This window comes from Bradyrhizobium sp. 61 (assembly GCF_023073075.1).
Taxonomy (GTDB): domain Bacteria; phylum Pseudomonadota; class Alphaproteobacteria; order Rhizobiales; family Xanthobacteraceae; genus Bradyrhizobium; species Bradyrhizobium barranii.
In genome coordinates, this window is the sequence record NZ_JADPIU010000084.1 from 379,640 (window position 1) to 396,538 (window position 16,899).

At 65.7% G+C, this 16,899-nt stretch carries 14 protein-coding genes; 7 read left to right on the forward strand and 7 right to left on the reverse strand.

The features are described from left to right. The first annotated feature begins 53 nt into the window (after positions 1 to 53). Both IVB46_RS35205 and IVB46_RS35210 read left to right on the forward strand, forming a co-directional pair. Positions 54 to 1,298 (forward strand): efflux RND transporter periplasmic adaptor subunit, encoded by a 1,245-nt coding sequence (locus IVB46_RS35205; protein ID WP_247308318.1) that lies wholly within the window; start codon positions 54 to 56, stop codon positions 1,296 to 1,298. Between the two features lie 29 nt (positions 1,299 to 1,327). Further along, entirely contained in the window at positions 1,328 to 4,444 is a 3,117-nt protein-coding gene (locus IVB46_RS35210) for a CusA/CzcA family heavy metal efflux RND transporter (protein WP_247308321.1), read from the forward strand. 20 nt (positions 4,445 to 4,464) lie between these two features. On the opposite strand, the gene IVB46_RS35215 is transcribed toward IVB46_RS35210, so the two are convergent. From IVB46_RS35215 to IVB46_RS35235, 5 genes are all read right to left on the reverse strand, one after another. Then, the gene (locus IVB46_RS35215) at positions 4,465 to 5,427 is read right to left on the reverse strand and encodes an amidohydrolase family protein (RefSeq protein WP_247308324.1); all 963 of its coding nucleotides are present in this window, start codon (positions 5,425 to 5,427) and stop codon (positions 4,465 to 4,467) included. A 51-nt stretch (positions 5,428 to 5,478) separates the two neighbouring features. After that, positions 5,479 to 6,036 carry a hypothetical protein gene (locus IVB46_RS35220; protein WP_247309093.1) on the reverse strand — a complete coding sequence of 186 codons (558 nt, stop codon included), beginning with the start codon at positions 6,034 to 6,036 and terminating at the stop codon, positions 5,479 to 5,481. A 25-nt stretch (positions 6,037 to 6,061) separates the two neighbouring features. After that, positions 6,062 to 7,492 carry a TolC family outer membrane protein gene (locus tag IVB46_RS35225; protein WP_208073218.1) on the reverse strand — a complete coding sequence of 477 codons (1,431 nt, stop codon included), beginning with the start codon at positions 7,490 to 7,492 and terminating at the stop codon, positions 6,062 to 6,064. A 188-nt stretch (positions 7,493 to 7,680) separates the two neighbouring features. Then, on the reverse strand, positions 7,681 to 8,460 hold the full coding sequence (locus IVB46_RS35230; protein ID WP_063984610.1) for an enoyl-CoA hydratase: 780 nt from the start codon (positions 8,458 to 8,460) through the stop codon (positions 7,681 to 7,683). Positions 8,461 to 8,622: 162 nt separating this feature from the next. Beyond that, on the reverse strand, positions 8,623 to 9,258 hold the full coding sequence (locus IVB46_RS35235; protein ID WP_247308327.1) for a hypothetical protein: 636 nt from the start codon (positions 9,256 to 9,258) through the stop codon (positions 8,623 to 8,625). A gap of 289 nt (positions 9,259 to 9,547) precedes the next feature. On the opposite strand from IVB46_RS35235, the gene IVB46_RS35240 reads away from it, so the two are divergent. Both IVB46_RS35240 and IVB46_RS35245 read left to right on the forward strand, forming a co-directional pair. Next, complete coding sequence (locus IVB46_RS35240; RefSeq protein ID WP_028146986.1) at positions 9,548 to 10,093, forward strand: sigma-70 family RNA polymerase sigma factor; 546 nt, start codon at positions 9,548 to 9,550, stop codon at positions 10,091 to 10,093. 2 nt (positions 10,094 to 10,095) lie between these two features. Next, positions 10,096 to 10,734: a DUF1109 domain-containing protein gene (locus IVB46_RS35245; protein WP_014496784.1), complete on the forward strand. Its 639-nt coding sequence runs from the start codon at positions 10,096 to 10,098 to the stop codon at positions 10,732 to 10,734. An 11-nt stretch (positions 10,735 to 10,745) separates the two neighbouring features. Here the strand turns inward: IVB46_RS35245 and IVB46_RS35250 are convergent, their stop codons facing one another. After that, a complete protein-coding gene (locus tag IVB46_RS35250; protein ID WP_247308330.1) occupies positions 10,746 to 11,849 on the reverse strand; it encodes a DUF2336 domain-containing protein in 1,104 nt (367 codons plus the stop codon). 63 nt (positions 11,850 to 11,912) lie between these two features. Continuing rightward, positions 11,913 to 13,070 (reverse strand): GGDEF domain-containing protein, encoded by a 1,158-nt coding sequence (locus IVB46_RS35255; RefSeq protein WP_247344597.1) that lies wholly within the window; start codon positions 13,068 to 13,070, stop codon positions 11,913 to 11,915. A 433-nt stretch (positions 13,071 to 13,503) separates the two neighbouring features. Between IVB46_RS35255 and IVB46_RS35260 the strand changes: the two genes are divergently transcribed. The 3 genes from IVB46_RS35260 to IVB46_RS35270 are packed head-to-tail and all read left to right on the forward strand — an operon-like array spanning position 13,504 to position 16,481. Beyond that, entirely contained in the window at positions 13,504 to 14,073 is a 570-nt protein-coding gene (locus tag IVB46_RS35260) for a sigma-70 family RNA polymerase sigma factor (protein WP_008140099.1), read from the forward strand. Next, on the forward strand, positions 14,070 to 14,759 hold the full coding sequence (locus IVB46_RS35265) for a hypothetical protein (protein WP_063984606.1): 690 nt from the start codon (positions 14,070 to 14,072) through the stop codon (positions 14,757 to 14,759). The genes IVB46_RS35260 and IVB46_RS35265 overlap by 4 nt, the downstream gene beginning before the upstream one ends. A 15-nt stretch (positions 14,760 to 14,774) precedes the next feature. Beyond that, a complete protein-coding gene (locus IVB46_RS35270; protein WP_247308335.1) occupies positions 14,775 to 16,481 on the forward strand; it encodes a S8 family serine peptidase in 1,707 nt (568 codons plus the stop codon). The last annotated feature ends 418 nt before the right edge of the window (positions 16,482 to 16,899 follow it).

The window sequence follows — 16,899 nt, forward strand, 5'->3', positions numbered from 1 at the left end:
GCGACCGATAAGGCAGGCGTCTGCCGAGATCGTCGCAGACTTGACCGGGCCCCATGGTAGTTGAAAATACCAAGCGATTGCAGGTGTTTACAAAACAACGGGTGATCACATCCGTAGTTTTACTGGCACTCGCCTGCGCCGGTGCCTATGGCTTCCTGCGTGCGGGTGCCAAGGAAAAGAGCCACTCCGAGGTCTCCAGCCAGTCGCGCAGGAATGCGCAGAATTTCACGCCGACGCCGTCCGAGTGGGCGACGCTGACGATCGAGCCGGTCAAGGCCAAGACCTTCCGGGCCGAATATGTCACCGAGGGTAAGGTCGCGGTCGATGAGGATCGCTCGACGCCGGTGTTCTCGCCCTATGCGGGCCGGGTGACCAAGCTGCTCGCCAAGCCGGGCGAGATGCTGAAGCAAGGTCAACCGCTGTTCACGATCGAGGCCGCCGACACCGTGCAGGCCCAGAACGATTTCATCGCGGCGATGACCGCGCAGAACAAGGCGAAGTCTGCGATCGATCTTGCCGACATCCAGTTCAGGCGCGCCAAGGACCTCTATGAGGGCCGCGCCATTCCGCTGAAGGACTATCAGCAGGCCGAAACGACCCAGGTCCAGGCGCAGAACGACGTGCGCTCCTCGGGGACGGCGCTGGAAGCCGCGCGCAACAAGCTGCGCATCCTCGGCTTCACCGACGAGACCATCAAGGCATTCCAGGACAAGGGCGTCATCGATCGGGAGATCACGATCTATTCGCCGATCTCCGGCACCGTCGTGCAGCGCAAGATCGGTCCGGGCCAATACGTCAATTCCGGCGCCAGCGATCCGGTCTTCGTGATCGGCGACCTCTCCACGGTCTGGCTCACCGCCTTCGTGCGCGAGAGCGATGCGGCCGCGGTGTGCATCGGCCAGGACATCAGCGTCAACGTGATGGCGCTGCCGGGCCACCCCCTGACCGCCAAGATCAGCTACGTCGCCGCCGCCATCGATCCCAACACCCGCCGCCTGCTGGTTCGCGCGACCATCGACAACAAGGACGGCCTGCTCAAGCCGGAAATGTTCGCCAACGTCACGATCTATTCGGCCGGCGACCGTGCCGCGCCGGCGGTGCCGAAGCAGGCGCTGATCTATGAGGCCGACAAGGTCCGCATCTGGGTCGCGCGCGAGGACAAGTCGGTCGAGCTGCGCCAGATCAAGATCGGCCTCATCAATGGCAATTTCGTCGAGGTTACCAGCAATCTGAAGCCAGGCGAGCAGGTCGTCACCAAGGGCAGCCTGTTCATCGACCGCGCGGCGTCCGGTAGCTGATCGACGACCCAAGAAAATTGAAGACCTGAATGGATCGTCTCGTCGCCCTTGCCGTCAACCGGCGCTTCCTGATGGTCGGGATGTTCGTCGCCGTGCTGATCGGCGGCGTGATCGCGTTCAACCAGCTCAACATCGAGGCCTATCCCGATCCGACGCCGCCGATGGTCGACATCGTGACGCAGAGCCCGGGCCTGTCGGCGGAGGAGATCGAGCGCTACATCACGATTCCGATCGAGACCCAGGTCGCGGGTCTGAAGAACCTCACGACGATCCGTACCATCTCGCTCTACGGCCTCTCCGACATCAAACTGCAGTTCTCCTTCGCCTATACGTATGACGAGGCGCAGCAGCAGGTCTTGAACCGCCTGGCGCAGCTCGCGCCGCTGCCGGGCAATGTGCAGCCACAGATCTCGCCGCTCAGCCCGATCGGCGAAATCTTCCGCTACCGCCTCGTCGGTCCGCCGAACTACAGCGTGCTCGACCTCAAGACCATCCAGGACTGGATCCTGCAGCGCCGCTTCCGCGCCGTGCCCGGCGTCATCGACGTCACCGGCTGGGGCGGCAAGAGCAAGACCTACGAGCTCCAGGTCGATTTCAACAAGCTCGTCGCCAACGGCCTGACGCTGCCGCAATTGCTCCAGGCGGTCAGCAATTCCAACGTCAATGTCGGCGGCAACACCGTCAATATCGGCCAGCAATCGGCCGTGGTACGCGGCGTCGGCCTGATCCGTTCCATCGACGACCTCGCCAACACCATGGTCTCGCAGACCAACGGCAATCCGGTGCTGGTCAAGGACGTCGCCACCGTCACTGTCGGTCAAAAACCCCGTCTCGGCATTGCCGGCCTCGACGATTCCGACGACATCGTGCAGGGCATCGTCCTGATGCGCCGCGGTGAGCAGAGCTCGCCAACCATCAAGCGCGTCCACCAGCTCGTTCAAACCATCAACGACTCCAGCATCCTGCCGCCCGGCGTGCGCATCGAGCGCATCTACGATCGCGGGGACCTGATCGACCTCACCACCCACACCGTGCTGCACAACATGGTGGTCGGCATCCTGCTCATCGTGCTGTTGCAGTGGATCTTCCTCGGCGATCTCCGCAGCGCGCTGATCGTCGGCGCCACCATTCCGTTCGCGCTGTTCTTCGCCGTGATCATCCTGGTGCTGCGCGGGGAATCCGCGAATCTGCTGTCGGTCGGCGCCATCGATTTCGGCCTCATCGTCGACGCCACCGTCATCATGGTGGAAGCGATCTTCCGCCGCCTGACGCAGACGACGCCCGTGTCGGAATCCGAGCAGATGTCGCCCGAGACGCTGTTCGGCATGAAGAGCCATGCCATCCTCAGCGCCGCCGCCGACGTGTCACGCTCGATCTTCTTTGCCGCCGCCATCATCATCGCGGCGTTCCTGCCGCTGTTCACGCTGTCCGGCGTCGAGGGCAACATCTTCGGGCCGATGGCGCGCACCTATGCCTATGCGCTCGCCGGCGGGCTTCTTGCGACGTTCACGGTGACCCCGGCGCTGTCCGCGATCATCCTGCCGGCGCATCTCGAGGAGACCGAGACGAGGGTCATGCGGATCCTGCACCGGATCTACATGCCGGTGCTGAATTGGGCCGTCGCCAACCGCGGCATCATGCTTGGTGGCGCCGTCGGTCTCGTGCTGATGACGGTGGCGCTCAGCCGGCTGCTCGGCCTGGAATTCCTGCCCAAGCTGGAAGAGGGCAATCTCTGGATCCGCGCCACGCTGCCGCCGACCATCTCGCTTCAGGAAGGCAACACCTACGTCAACGAGATGCGCAAGCTGATCCGTGCCCGGCCCGAGGTGGAATCCGTGGTGTCGCAGCATGGCCGCCCCGATGACGGCACCGACGCGGCCGGCTTCTTCAACGCCGAGTTCTTCGCCCCTCTCAAGCCCGCGAGCCAATGGCCGGGAACGCACGACAAGGAGGAGTTGACCGCGCAGCTGTTGAAGCAGCTCGACGATCGCTTCCCAGGTGTCGAATTCAACTTCTCGCAATATCTCCAGGACAACGTCTCCGAAGCCGTCTCGGGCGTGAAGGGCGAGAACTCCATCAAGCTGTTCGGCAGCGATCTTCAGGCGCTCACCGACACCGCCAACAAGATCAAGTCGGTGCTGGCGACAGTGCAGGGCGTCACCGACCTCGCGGTGTTCACCTCGCTCGGGCAGCCGACCATTCAGATTGACATCGACCGTGCCAAGGCCGCGCGCTATGGGCTCGCGCCCGGCGACATCAACGCCACGATCAAGGTCGCGATCGGCGGCGATACCGCAGGCGATCTCTACGAGCCGGGCTCCGATCGTCACTTCCCGATCATCGTCCGCCTCGCGCCGGAATATCGCAGGAGCGCCGAGGCGATCCAGAATTTGCGCATCGGCGCGCCTGGCCCCAACGGCACCGTCACGCAGATTCCCCTGAGCGAGGTCGCCACCATCAGCCTCGTCTCCGGTGCCGCCTACATCTATCGCGAGCAGCAGGAACGCTATCTGCCGATCAAGTTCTCGGTCCGCGAGCGCGACCTCGGCAGCGCGATCCGCGAGGCGCAACAGAAGGTCGCCGAGCAGGTGCAGCTGCCGCCCGGCGCGCACATGGACTGGGTCGGCGAGTTCGGCAATCTCCAGGACGCCATCCGCCGGCTGTCGATCGTGGTGCCGATCTCGCTGACGTTGATCGGCGTGCTGCTCTGGTTCAATTTCGGCTCGATGACCGACACGCTGCTTGCCATGAGCGTGATCCCGATGGCGATCTTCGGCGGCGTGCTCGGGCTGTTGATCACCGGCACTGCGTTCAGCGTCTCCGCCGCGATCGGATTCATCGCGCTGTTCGGCATTGCGGTCATGGACGGCATCATCATCCTGTCGCAGTTCAACCAGCTCATCGAAGAAGGCATGGACCGCATGAGCGCGGTGATACGCACCGGCGAGTTGCAGCTCCGGCCGGTGCTGATGACCTGCGTCGTTGCCGGCGTCGGCCTGCTGCCGGCGGCGCTGTCCGAAGGCATCGGCTCGCAAGTGCAGAAGCCGCTCGCCGTCGTCGTCGTCACCGGCATGATGCTCGCGCCGGTCGTGATCCTGGTGACCTTGCCGGTCCTGATCTCCTTCTTCTCCCGCCGCGCGCGCTGATCGCGCGCCGTCGCCGCGCCTCAGAATCCGTAGAGACGCGCGGGATTGTCGACCAGGATCTTCTTGCGCACCTCCGCATCCGGCGCCCACACAGGAAGCTGGTTGAGGAGCCGGCCGTCTTCGATCTGATAGAAGGGCGCGATGTCGGTGGGCTTGCGTCCCTCGACGGGGCTGGAATCTGGATGCGGCCAGTCGGTGCCCCAGACGATGCGGTCCGGGTTCGCCGCGATCAGCGCCCGGGCATAGGGCACCATGTCCTGATAGTCGGGCGCGAGGTTCGACGAGCGATAGGCTCCCGAGATCTTCACATAGGCCTTGCCGGATTTGACGAGCGCGATCAGGTCGGAGAATCCCGGCTGCTCCAGTCCGAGCGACGCCTCGAGGCCGCCGAAATGGTCGAACACGACCGGCACGGGCGAAGCCAGCACGAGCTCCTTGATCGCCGAGATCATCGGCAGCGTGGTGTAGAGCTGCACGTGCCAGCCGCGCGCCTTCATGCGCTCGGCGGCGGCCGAGAAACGCGCGCGGCCGACATTCGGATCGCTGACGCCGCCGGTGGCGAGATTGATGCGACTGCCGCGAAAACCGTCCGCCTGCATCGCGTCGAGCTGGGCTTCGGTCGTCTTGTCGTCGATCACGGCGACCCCGCGCGCTGTCGCGCCGCGCGCCTTCATGCCGAACAAGGTGGAGGAGTTGTCGGTGCCGTAGACGCTCGGCGTCACGATCACCACGCGCTCGATATGCAGCGCCTTGTGCAGCGCCGCCATTTCCTCGGGGCTTGCCGGTTCCGGCGTATAGACGCGCCCGGCGAAGAACGGAAACTTTTCGACGTCACCATGGATGTGCGTGTGGCAGTCGCAGGCATGGGCCGGAACGTCGAAATCGACCGGCGTCGCGGGCTGCGCCGCACGGGCGTGAGCTTTGTTGGTCATGGCTACTCCGGCGGCAAGGGAGGCAAGCAGGACGCTGCGTCGGTTGAGCATGGTTCTCTCCCTGCTTCGTTATTTTTGAGGTGGGACCGGAACAATATCACATCAGCCGGGTAACCGCTCCGCTTCGCTGCATAGCTGCTCGACAAGATCCGCAAGCGGGCGTGAGCCGTCGATGCGCACGACCGGGCAGGGCAGGCCCGCGAGCCAGGCTTCATCTTTTGTGAGACTGCGGCCCTCGCGATCGCCGGCTTCGTAGCGCGAGGCCCATTCGATGAACGACTCCGTCTCCTCATGACGCCAGCCACCCTGTGCGACGGCATCAGCTCCGAAATGCGTAGCCTCGCGGCCGCGCAGGCGCTGCAAGCGAAGCTCGCGCGGCGTCGTCACAAAGACGACAAGATCGAAGAACGGGACGATCTCGTCGCCCCAGCCGGTGACGGTTCCGCTCAGCACCCAGTCGCGGCGCGGCAGAAACATCTCGCGCATCAGGCGCAGGCGCTCCGCGGCGGGGCGCGTCGTCTGGTAGGGCGGCACGGTCGGCAGCCAGAAATAATCGTCGCTGTCGTGATGCGGCAGCGCAAGCCGGCCGGCGAGTGCGCGACCGAGCGTCGTCACGCCGGAGCCCGAAGCTCCCATCAGATGGATGCGGCAGCTCTTCATCGGCATCAGGCCAGACGATTTGAAACTACTGCCCCGACGGCGTGCGCAGGCCGTGCCAGGCGTCGCGGACCTGCTGGTAATGCACCTCGGGCAGATAGTCCGGCGTGTTGAGACTGAGCGTCTTGACGTCGAGATGGCCGACGGCGCTGAGCAGCGTGTAGGAGGCGATCACGCGGTCGCGCAGTGCGCCGATCAGGCGGGCCTTGGCCTGGATCAAATCGGCCTGCGAGTTCAGCACGTCCACCGTCGTGCGCTGCCCGCCGGCGGCCTCGCGCTGCACGCCCTGGAGCGCGACGGTCGCCGCCTTCACCTCTGATTCGGAAGCGGAGACCGTGATCTTGGCGCCCTCATTGGCGACCCAGGCGCTGGTCGCCGCCGTGCGCGCCTGGTTGCGGACCTGGTCGAGCACGAGCCGGCTCTGCGCCGTGATCTCCTTGGCCTGTCGGGTCTGTGCGGCGGCCTGGCCGCCGTCGTAGATCGGCGCGGTGACGTTGGCGACGATCGAGGCCTGGTCTTCGGCGATGGTGCTCAGCGTCGGGTCGTTGCTGCGGCTGCGGCTGGCGCTGCCCTGAAGACTGGCGCTCGGCAGCAGCGCGCCCTCGGCGACGCGGATGTTGGTCGAGGCGACATCGACGTCGAAGCCCGCCGCCATCACCGCTGGATGCTGGCGGATCGCCGTCGTCAGAGCATCCTCGCGGCTCTTCGGCAGATAGCGGTCGACGACTTCGGCGGGCCGAAGCTGCGATGGCGCATTGCCGATCACCTGCGCGTATACCGCCTGGCTCACCGCCAGCGCGACTTCTGCGGCGTTGAGATCGGCGAGCCCCCGGCTGAGCCGCGCCTCGGCCTGGGCGCTGTCGGTCGGCGTGACGTCGCCCGCGTTGAGGCGGCGCTGAGTGACGGCGAGCGTCTCGCGCAGGAACGCGACGTTGGAGCGTTGCGCCTCGACCAGTGACTGGTTGGCCAGCACGTTGGTGTAGGCGGTGACCGCGTCGAGCAGCACGCCTTGGCCGACATTGCGCAGCGCCTCGCGGCCGGACTGCACCTGAAGTTCCGCAGCGCGGACGCTGTTGGCGGTGCGGAACCCGTTGAACAGGGTCTGCGTCACGGTGACGCCGATGATCCACGGCTTCAGATTGGCGGTCTGGATCGTGTTGTCGGGCAGCAAATTGCGCACCGATTGCAGGCCGGCGCTGAGGCTTGCCACGATCTGCGGCCGGTAGCCGGCGAGGGCCTGCGGCACGTTTTCATCCGTGGCGCGTTGCCGCGCGCGCTCGGCATTGAGCTGCGGGTTGGTCTGGTAGGCCTTGGCGAGCGCCTCAGGCAGGGCTTCCGCCCATGCGGCGGAGGGCAGGGCGCAACAGAGCGCCAGCGTGGTCCATGTCGCAAGCACAGGACCCACGCCCGATCGATGCCGCGTCATCACGCGACCAACTCTGGCGGCACGCCCAATCATGTAATCCTGCTAAACCCCGGCTGTCCGCCCCCGCCGACGGTGGCCTCTTAACTGTTTAACCAGCCGGGGTCCCGCAGGCAAACTGCCGCGGGGAAAACCCCCATCTATTCCGTGCTTGTTGCAGGTGCGTCACAGGGTTTCTGCACCAGGGCGGCGAAGCCTTACACCAGCCTGACCGCTCGCGGGCATTACCGGTTCTTGTTGACAGGCTTGCGCTTCTCGATGAACGCCGCCATGCCCTCGGAGCGGTCCTCCAGCGCGAAGGTCGCGTGAAACAGGTTGCGCTCGACGCTCATGCCTTCGGCGAGCGTGGTCTCGAAGGCGCGGTTGACCGCTTCCTTGGCCATGGCGACGGCGGGCCGCGACATCGATGCGATCTTCTCGGCGGCTTCCATGACCTCGTCCATGAGCCTGTCGGCGGGCACGATGCGGCTGACGAGGCCTGAGCGCTCCGCTTCCGCCGCATCCATCATGCGGCCGGTGAGGCAGAGGTCCATCGCCTTCGACTTGCCGATCGCGCGGGTCAGGCGCTGGGTGCCGCCGATGCCGGGAATGGTGCCGAGCGTGATTTCGGGCTGGCCGAACTTGGCGGTGTCGGCGGCGATGATGAAGTCGCACATCATGGCGAGCTCGCAGCCGCCGCCGAGCGCATAGCCCGCGACCGCGGCGATGGTCGGCTTGCGGCAGCGCGCGACGCGGTCGCCGCCGATCGCGGCGAAATCCTCGGAGAACATGTCGATGAAGCCTTTCGGCTGCATCTCCTTGATGTCGGCGCCGGCGGCAAAGGCCTTCTCACTGCCGGTCACGACGATGCAGCCGATGGCGTCATCGGCCTCGAGATCGTCGACGGCCGCGGCAATCTCGCGGAAGACGCCGAAGGAGAGCGCATTGAGCATCTTCGGCCGGTTCAGCTTGATGATGCCGACCGCGCCTTTGCTCTCGACGATGATGTGTTCGAACGTGCTCATGCTCCACCCACGCGTTTGATTGGGCGGGCAATGTGCCCGCTGGCGCGGTGGGCTTCAAGGGCCGAAAAGCTGTCGGAACGAGGCCGTCCGGAACGCGCGGCGAGACGCGCGTTCCGGACGAGGTCCCTCACCCCAAAATCAGGCCAAAAACCAGGCCAAGCATCAAGCGAAGAACATGCGTGCGGCAGACGCCAGCGTCAGCAGCGTGCCGACGCCGATGAAGATCTTGCCGATCAGCGAGCTCTGGTCCCAGGCCGAGTTGTGGCTGCTCGCCATCACCGGCGCCGGCCGCGCGTCGGTTGCGGCGATCACCGCCTTCTGTGCCGGCGGGTCCTGTTGGAGGGCGCGGTCGATGTCGTTGAGCTGATCGGGCGCCACCACCTGAGCCTCGTCATTCGGCGCGGTGGTATTATCGGCTGCAGCCTGAACGTTGTCGTTGGCGCGGCCGGTCAACGCGGAGGCCGCGGCAGCCGTCGGCGTATCGGCTGCGGCGATCTGCGCGTTGGCGTTGGCGACTGCCGGCGGCATCTGGCTCAAGGCCGGCACGTCGTTTTCGGCCTTCGCCGCGCCGTCCTTCTTGTCGGCCTTGTCGTCGGATTTCTGCGCCGTCTTGCCGCTGTCGCGGTGGCGCGATGCATGGCGTCGCTGGTTGCTCGGCTTGACTGCGTCGGCCTGGTTGCTCGCGCTGTCCGATTTGCTGCTTGCGGCTGAACTCGGTGCCGCCTGTGCAGCGGTTCCGACCAGCACGAAAAGGCCGGCAAGAAGAATCAGTGCGGCGCGCCCGCTGGCTTTCATCATGTTGACGATCTCCCCAATTCCGCCTGTCCCGGGACCGAACAGAGCCCCTGGGGCGTGACCACAGCGGGGCAAAAAATGGGAATCTTCGGGCTATCCCGGGCAAAAGCGGGGCAAACCGCCGCCTCGCAACCGGCCGCCGGATGCGGACGGGACCGATCGGTGTTATGAGCCGTCGCGGGCTTCGACGGCCGCATCGCGTGGCGAGGCACGGCGCAGATCACGAAGTCGTGATCTTTCGGGTGCCGGCGTAACAAACTGAAAGAGCTGCCGAATTGCATGGTGAGGGCGCGTGCGCGGACGTGAGGACGAGTGGACCGGCCTGATGCGGTCGGCCATGGCAGGCGATGATGCGGCGTATCATCGCCTGTTGAAGGCGGTCACGCCTGTGCTGCGCGCTGCCGCGAGGCGGGGTCTGGCGCGGGCCGGGCAGCCTCCCGACCAGGCCGAGGATATCGTGCAGGAGATTTTGTTGGCGGTGCATCTGAAGCGGCACACCTGGGACAGCGAAGCCCCCTTCGCCCCGTGGCTGTTTGCGATCGGGCGCAACAAGCTGATCGATGCGCTCCGGCGGCGGGGCCGGCGGGTCTTCGTCAACATCGACGATTTCGCCGAGACGCTGCCGGGCGAGGCGCCGCAGGAGACGGCCTCGGCGGCCGAGGTCGCAACGCAGCTCGACACGCTGCCGCAGCGCCAGCGCGACGTGCTGCAGTCGATCGCCGTCGACAGCGCTTCGATCAAGGACACGGCGTCAAAGTTTTCGATGAGCGAGGGTGCGGTGCGGGTCGCGCTGCATCGCGGACTTGCGGCGCTGACTGCCAAACTGCGGGACCACTAGTCATGGATACCGATCAACTCATTCGCTCGCTCGCGGCCGACAACGCCCATCGCGCGCCGCGCGTCGGCGCCGTGCTGACGATGGCGCTGCTGGTGGCGGCGCCGTTCTCGATCCTGATCTTCGCCAGCTTTCTTGGCGTGCGGCCCGACGTGATGACCGCGATGCATAATCCGTTCTTCGACACGAAGTTCGCGGTCACGCTGTCGCTTGCGATCCCCGCGATCATCGTCAGCCTGCATCTGTCGCGGCCCGAAGCCTTGATGCGCGGTTGGGGCTGGCTGCTGCTGCTTCCCGTCGGCCTGCTTGCGGTTGCGATCGGCAGCGAGACCATGATGGCCCCGGCGATGCCGATGACGATGCGGCTGGTGGGCAAGAACTCCCGGGTGTGCATGCTCGCGATCCCCGCGATGTCGCTGCCGCTGCTTGCGGGCGCGCTGTTCGGCCTGCGCCACGGCGCGCCGTCGCATCCTGCACTCGCCGGCGCGCTCGCCGGCCTGCTGTCGGCCGGCCTTGCCGCAACGCTCTACGCCTCGCACTGCACCGACGACTCGCCGCTGTTCGTCGCGACCTGGTATACGATTGCGACGGCACTCGTGACCGCGATCGGCGCCTACGCAGGTTCGAAAGTCTTGCGCTACTAGCGGTGCCGGCCTCACGCCACCGGCGTCGTGCCCTGCTGCATGCGGTGGAAGCGCAGCACCTGCTGCGCGGTCGATGAGCGCAGGGCCTCGTAGGCATCGCGCAGCGTCAGCATGTCGGTCTTCGAGCCGCCCGAGAGCTTTTCGCGCATGGCGATGATCGCGCGGACGCTCGACCATTGCATGCCCGCGACCTTGGCGAGGACCATCACGCCCTCGTTGCGGCTCTCGATCATCATGTTCTCGGCGGTCTCGACCGCCACGCCCGCGAGCGCCGCGAGCCCTGCATTGGTCTCGTCGAACTTGCCCTGCTCGGCGAAGCTGGTGACCTGAAACTCGTTGAGACGACCGTCCTCGTGCAGCGATCTCACCAGTGCGCGCGCCATTTCGGTCTGCCTGGTCATGGCGGCGGCGCGGACCCGCTGGGTCGCTTCCTGGACCACGCTGGACACTTCGTCCGCGAGCTCCGGATGCGCGGTCTCGAGCTTCCTGCGCACGCTCAGGGACGCCTTGGCGATCAGCTTCAGGTAGTGATGGCGCGGCAGGTCGGGCCGCAGGCCGATGCAGGTGGCGAGGTCATCGTCGCGTTCGGCGCGCGTGACGAGGTCGGTGAAACTTCCCTCGGAGAGCTTCGCGCCCGGATTGCTGACGGTCGATTGCACGACGTCTTCGTTGCCGCGCGCCACCAGCACGTCGGTCAGCGCTTCCGACAGCACCCGCCGCAGCGAGATCGCCTTGAGATGCGCCTGGCCCCTGGTGCGCGCGATCTCGATCAGGGTCGCCTCGTCCAGCCGTTCCGATTTCGAGAGCACGGGTCCGGAGACTTCGATCACCTCGTCGAGCGCGAGGGTGCGGATGATCTTGGGCGGCGCGGCCGCGATCGGCGCGAGACGGTTGGCGAGCAGCGTTCTCGCCGAGGCCTCGATCTGCTCGATCAGGCACTGGAACACGTCGTCGAACACCCTGATGTGCTCGTCGGAATAATCCACCGCATTGTTGATGAAGAGATCGGTGACGCGGCGCAGGGCCTCGACCCGGCGCGCGACGGTGCCGTGCGAGAGCGCGGTCTGCAATTCCTCAAGCAGGTTCTCGGATGGTTTTTCGGATTTCGATCTCATGGCCCTGTCCTGGAGCGTTCGGTCCGGCTGCGGCTTCTGCGCAGCCAGGAGAAAATGGATTAGTCAGCTCGTTGCAATACGGTTGCGCCCTTGCGCCTTGGCGGAATAAAGCGCGCTGTCGGCGCGTGCGAGAAACGTGTCGGCAGTATCGTTGTCGCGCAGCGTCACGACGCCCGCGGAAATCGTCACCCGCATGCCGGGGGAAAATGCGCTCCAGTCGAGATCGGCGACGATACCGCGCAGCCGCTCGAGCATGCGCCCCGCCGCGCCGCCGTCGGTGCCCGGCAGCAGCAGCAGAAATTCCTCGCCGCCATAGCGGCCGAAAAAGTCGGCCGGGCGGATATTTGCAAAAATGGTGATGGCGAAGGTGCGCAGCACCTCGTCGCCGACGGGGTGGCCGTGGGCGTCGTTGATGCGCTTGAACCAGTCGAGGTCGATCAGCGCGATGGCGCAAGGTGCGGACGCCTGCTGCGACTTTTCGACCTCTGCATCGAGCAGCCGCATGATGCAGCGGCGGTTGTAGGAGCCGGTGAGCTCGTCGAGCTCGGCGAGCTCCTCGATGCGCTGATAGGCGGCTTTCAGCTCGATGCTGCGCCGGTACAGGACCTTTCGCAGTGTGGCACCGAACAGGCCGAGGAAGGCGCACTGGCCGATCACCAGGACGAAGCACAGCATCGAGGCGGTCCGCTGGAGCTTCGTGGCGACTGGCATGCCGATCGGCAGGTCGGAGGCGAGGAAGACGGCCGCGAGGCAGGTCGTCGCGATCGCCCAGGTGAACATCGCCTGCGCCGAGGTCATGCGCAGCGTGCCGAAGGCGAAGATCAGGAACAGCACGCTGATGAAGGCGATGCCGAGGGTCGGCACCGACACCAGGAAGATGAACTGCAGCGCCATGTGCGCCGAGATCTGGAAGACGGTGAGATAGTGGTCGCTGTGCCTGTCGCCGACGCCGGCCTCCGACATCACGACGAAGATGCCGATGATCATCAGGCCGCCGATCCAGAACAGCGACGGAACGCTCATCGGGACGACGCCGTCATGGGCATAGATCAGCAGCACGAAGGCGCCGAACGAGTAGCTTGCGACCTGGCCGACATACATCTGCCGGCGTTGCCGAACCCGGCGCGCTCGCACCTCGGGCGCAGCCGCGTCGGGCATGAGAACGAGATCCGCGACCTCAGCGGCATTCCTCTCCGGTAAGGTCGTCGCGGCCGTGCTCATTGTCCCGCCAAGGGTGAATGTCGCCCAAAAATCTACGCGGCAAGCCTTTAGGTTTGGTATCCTTCGAAATCGAATCCAAACGGTGCAGCGAGCAACAGGGTGACAGCGGCCGGCGGGGAAATTTGCCGGCGATTAGGCATCGTTGGCGACGGGGTCGAGCCAAAGCAGGGCTTGGTGAGACATACGTCGTGCAGGGCTGCTATGGTTCCATCATGTCGGGCCGTCCGCGCCGGACGGCATTGCGCAGGGAATGCTTCATTACTATGTTACCGTTATCGAGCGAGCCGGCCAACCGCCGCGGGTGGCAAAAGGAAAATTCGCGTATGTGGGGTAGATCACACAGACCCCCGTGTGACTGCGGTAGGCTGAAGAATTTCGCCCCGCCCGTCGAACCGTCCGCCGCGCCGACCCGACCAACTTTGCGAGACGGGCATTGAGCGTGACACAGGCGGCTTCGGACGAGGTCCTCATCGCCAGGATCGCTCAAGGTGACCGGCTCGCCATGCAGGTGCTGTACGGGCGGCACCATGTCAGGGTCTACAGGTTCGGGCTAAGGCTCGTGCGGGACGAGCAGGCGGCGGAAGACCTCATCAGCGAGGTGTTTCTCGACGTCTGGCGTCAAGCCGGCAAGTTCGAGGGTCGATCCGCCGTTTCCACCTGGCTGCTGGCAATCACCCGATTCAAGGCCCTGTCTGCGCTCCGGCGCAGGAAGGACGTTGGGTTGGACGACGAAGCTGCCAACGCGATCGAGGATTCGTCTGACGATCCGGAAATCGCGGTGCAGAAAAAGGATACCAGTGAAGCGTTGCGGGAGTGTCTGACGGGCCTCTCGCCGGACCATCGGGAAATCGTCGATCTCGTCTACTACCACGAGAAATCCGTGGAAGAGGTGGCCGAAATCGTTGGTATTCCGGAGAACACTGTGAAGACGCGCTTGTTTTATGCGCGCAAGAAACTGGCCGAACTGCTGAAGGCAGCCGGCGTTGAGCGAGGCTGGCCATGATGGCATTGAGCAAAAAGATGCTGGAGCAAGAGCCCAGTGAAATTGAACTGCTGCTGCCCTGGCACGCCGCCGGTACGCTGAACGCGCGTGACGCTCGCCGCGTCGAGGAAGCGCTGGCGCGTGATCCGGCGCTTGCAAAGCAATATGCCGCGATCCGCGGCGAGTACGAAGAGACCATCCATCTGAACGAGAGCTTAGGGGCTCCGTCGGCGCGGGCGATGCAGAAGCTGTTCGCCGCGATCGACGCCGAGCCGGCGCGGCCGGTCGGTTCGCTGCCGCTCTCGGCGCGCATCGCGACCTTCTTCTCGAGCCTGTCGCCGCGTACGCTGGCCTGGTCGGCGAGCCTGGGTGCCATCGCGCTGCTGCTCCAGGCCGGCATCATCGGCGCCGTGCTGATGAAGACCCAGCCCGCGACCTTCGAGACCGCTTCGCTGTCGGTCGGCGCGCCGATCACGCGTGAGCTTGGAGCTCCACCTGCGCGCGCGCTGGTGCGCTTCACGCCCGAGGCGCGCGTCGCCGACATCACCGCGCTACTCGACAGCTACCAGGCTTCGATCATCGGCGATGCCAAGGGCGGCATGTTCCGTCTCCAGTTCGACAAGGCGATGGGCCGGGACGAGCTCGCCTCGCTGCTCGGCAGGATGTCGCGCGAGAAGTTCGTCAACCTCGCCGTTGCGGCGCCGTAAGGCGCCGCTGCACCGATGACGCGCAAGTCCGAGAGTAAGTCGCGAGCCGGGGCCTACGCTTCATCGGTCGGAGCTGCACTCCTGCTCGCCGGTCTCGGCGTCGAGGTTGCGCAGGCGCAGGCGATCATGCGCACGCCGACGATCAGCGTCCCCACGCGCACCCCGACCATCTCGCCCAGCATCGCCGCGCGCGTCAGCCCCGGTGTTGGTGCGCGGGCTGTCGGCGTCGGCCCCGGCCCGCGTTCTATCCCTGCTATCCCGCGTACCACCACCACGGCGCGGATGAGACCGGTGCTGCCCTATGCGCGCTATTCGCCGAACCTGTACCCGGCCTGCACCGCCCCCTATCGCGACGCCGACGGCGAATGCCTGGCGCAGCCGGGCGCAGGCGGCGATGGCGCGGGCAAATCGGGCAAGAAGAGCGCCGGCAAGGGGCGGGGCAACAGCACGCCGGCCGCCGTCGACTTGCGCACCTTCGCCAACGAATTCGTGGCCGAGATCGACGGCGCGCTGTCGGCGACCGAAGCCGACGAGCTTGCGCGTCGCCACGGCTTGACGCGTGTCTCATCCGAGAATTTCCCGCTGATCGGGGCGACGTTCGGCCTGTTCCGCATCACGGACGGCCGGCCTTCCGAGACGGTGCGGCGTGAGTTCGCCGCCGACGGCAGCGTGCGCTCGGTCCAGCCGAACTTCCGCTACGTGCTCCAGGATCAGAAATCGTCGGTGCCGACCGAGGGCGATCCCGCGCAATATGCGCTGGCCAGGCTGCGCCTGCCGCAAGCGCATACGCTGGCGCACGGTGCCAACGTGACGGTTGCCGTGATCGACTCCGGAATCGACGCCCAACATCCCGAGCTCGCCCATTCCATCGCCGACAACTTTGATGCGCTCGGCAGCGCCGAGGGCCCGCATGTCCATGGCACCGGCATTGCCGGCGCCATCGTGGCGCATGCCAAGCTGATGGGCAGCGCGCCCGAGGCGCGCATCATCGCCATCCGCGCCTTTGGCGGCTCGACGGGTGGAGCCCAGAGCTCGTCCTACATCGTCCTGCGCTCGCTGAATTACGCCGCCGAGCACGGCGCGCAGATCGTCAATATGAGCTTTGCCGGTCCGAAGGACGCCGTGATCGAGCGCGCCATCGCGGCGGCCGCCGCCCGCGGGCTGGTGCTGATCGCGGCCGCCGGCAATGCCGGCGCCAAATCGCCGCCGCTCTATCCGGCCGCCAATCCCAACGTGATCGCGGTCAGCGCGACCGACCAGCAGGACAAGCTGTTCTCGGCGTCCAACCGCGGCAATTACATCGCGCTGGCCGCGCCCGGCGTCGACATCTTCCTGCCGGCGCCCGACGGCAAGTACCAGATGACCTCGGGGACCTCGTTCTCGGCCGCCTATATCTCCGGCGTCGCCGCGCTGCTGCTCGAGCGCAATTACACGCTCAAGCCGGAGGCGCTGCGTATGACGCTGGCGAAGACCGCGCGCGACCTCGGCTCACCCGGCCGTGATGATCTCTTCGGCGACGGTGAGGCCGACGCGTTTGCCGCGGTGATGGCCGTTCCCGCCGACAGCGCGACGCCTGTTGCGGCTGCGTCCGGTACAACAAAACGTGAAGATGCCGAGAAGCGTCGCGACGAGCCTGGCATCCGCGCGATCGAACAACCCTCGCTGTCGAGTGCAGACGATAAATCCACGATTTCTCAGGTGGATAGGCCGGCGACGCGATAGCGGCTGCGACAACTTTGCGCGCCGTGCGAGGGCCAAGAAATCGAACGCCGCATTGAACGTTCAGCCGGCTGCCACGACCAAATTATGTGGGAGCGGTCATCCCTCCCCATAAGTCATATCAGGCGCGAGCGCCCATCCACCCCAAGCGCCCATATGGCTCGACCCGTCCGGTTGTCCCCCCGGACGGGTCTTTTCTTTTCAGGCGTCTGATTTCTTGAACCGCTCGGCGCGATCAGCTTCCGGTTGAGCGAACGTGGCGGCGCCCCTTGTCGGCGTCCGCGAGTCGCCCCGCAGTCCGGTTATGCTTGTGCGAAGCTTGACTCGAAAACACAGCAATTGTCCGCACGACTACGGTGATTGACGACGACCGGCGTGTCGTTGCTGGACAAGTCAAAACTTTTCCACAAAATATTCATGT